The organism is Streptomyces sp. NPDC046261, assembly GCF_040646235.1.
Lineage (GTDB): Bacteria > Actinomycetota > Actinomycetes > Streptomycetales > Streptomycetaceae > Streptomyces.
The window spans coordinates 1-1,983 of the sequence record NZ_JBEYZU010000054.1; the positions used below are offsets into that span (position 1 = coordinate 1).

Annotated in this window: 2 rRNA genes; both read left to right on the forward strand. The window is 58.4% G+C overall.

From position 1 onward, the window contains the following. A 16S ribosomal RNA gene (locus ABZ956_RS30460) occupies positions 1 to 1,076 on the forward strand; the annotation flags it as partial. A 277-nt stretch (positions 1,077 to 1,353) separates the two neighbouring features. Continuing rightward, positions 1,354 to 1,983 (forward strand): 23S ribosomal RNA (locus tag ABZ956_RS30465); the annotation flags it as partial.

Sequence of the window (1,983 nt, forward strand, 5' to 3'; positions counted from 1 at the left end):
AAGTGACGGTACCTGCAGAAGAAGCGCCGGCTAACTACGTGCCAGCAGCCGCGGTAATACGTAGGGCGCAAGCGTTGTCCGGAATTATTGGGCGTAAAGAGCTCGTAGGCGGCTTGTTGCGTCGGATGTGAAAGCCCGGGGCTTAACCCCGGGTCTGCATTCGATACGGGCAGGCTAGAGTTCGGTAGGGGAGATCGGAATTCCTGGTGTAGCGGTGAAATGCGCAGATATCAGGAGGAACACCGGTGGCGAAGGCGGATCTCTGGGCCGATACTGACGCTGAGGAGCGAAAGCGTGGGGAGCGAACAGGATTAGATACCCTGGTAGTCCACGCCGTAAACGTTGGGAACTAGGTGTGGGCGACATTCCACGTCGTCCGTGCCGCAGCTAACGCATTAAGTTCCCCGCCTGGGGAGTACGGCCGCAAGGCTAAAACTCAAAGGAATTGACGGGGGCCCGCACAAGCAGCGGAGCATGTGGCTTAATTCGACGCAACGCGAAGAACCTTACCAAGGCTTGACATACACCGGAAACGGCCAGAGATGGTCGCCCCCTTGTGGTCGGTGTACAGGTGGTGCATGGCTGTCGTCAGCTCGTGTCGTGAGATGTTGGGTTAAGTCCCGCAACGAGCGCAACCCTTGTCCTGTGTTGCCAGCATGCCCTTCGGGGTGATGGGGACTCACAGGAGACTGCCGGGGTCAACTCGGAGGAAGGTGGGGACGACGTCAAGTCATCATGCCCCTTATGTCTTGGGCTGCACACGTGCTACAATGGCCGGTACAATGAGCTGCGATGCCGTGAGGTGGAGCGAATCTCAAAAAGCCGGTCTCAGTTCGGATTGGGGTCTGCAACTCGACCCCATGAAGTTGGAGTTGCTAGTAATCGCAGATCAGCATTGCTGCGGTGAATACGTTCCCGGGCCTTGTACACACCGCCCGTCACGTCACGAAAGTCGGTAACACCCGAAGCCGGTGGCCCAACCCTTGTGGAGGGAGCCGTCGAAGGTGGGACTGGCGATTGGGACGAAGTCGTAACAAGGTAGCCGTACCGGAAGGTGCGGCTGGATCACCTCCTTTCTAAGGAGCATATAGCCGACTGCGAGCGAATGACTCGCACGGTTGCTCATGGGTGGAACGTTGACTATTCGGCACGATCGGTGAGGGTCGCTAGTACTGCTTCGGCGTGGAACGTGAACTTGAATTGGTCGGGCCGGGCACGCTGTTGGGTATCTGAGGGTGCGAGCGTGAGCTTGCTCCTTCGCGATGCCGGCCCCAGTGAACTCTGCCCTGTTGGGTGGGGGTGATGGGTGGCTGGTCGTTGCTTGAGAACTGCACAGTGGACGCGAGCATCTGTGGCCAAGTTTTTAAGGGCGCACGGTGGATGCCTTGGCACCAGGAACCGATGAAGGACGTGGGAGGCCGCGATAGGCCCCGGGGAGCTGTCAACCGAGCTTTGATCCGGGGGTGTCCGAATGGGGAAACCCGGCAGTCGTCATGGGCTGTCACCCGCTGCTGAACACATAGGCAGTGTGGAGGGAACGCGGGGAAGTGAAACATCTCAGTACCCGCAGGAAGAGAAAACAACCGTGATTCCGGGAGTAGTGGCGAGCGAAACTGGATGAGGCCAAACCGTATGTGTGTGATACCCGGCAGGGGTTGCGCATGCGGGGTTGTGGGATCTCTTTTTCGCAGTCTGCCGGCTGTGAGACGAGTCAGAAACCGTTGGTGTAGGCGAAGGACATGCGAAAGGTCCGGCGTAGAGGGTAAGACCCCCGTAGCTGAAACATCAACGGCTCGTTTAAGAGACACCCAAGTAGCACGGGGCCCGAGAAATCCCGTGTGAATCTGGCGGGACCACCCGCTAAGCCTAAATATTCCCTGGTGACCGATAGCGGATAGTACCGTGAGGGAATGGTGAAAAGTACCGCGGGAGCGGAGTGAAATAGTACCTGAAACCGTGTGCCTACAAGCCGTGGGAGCGTCG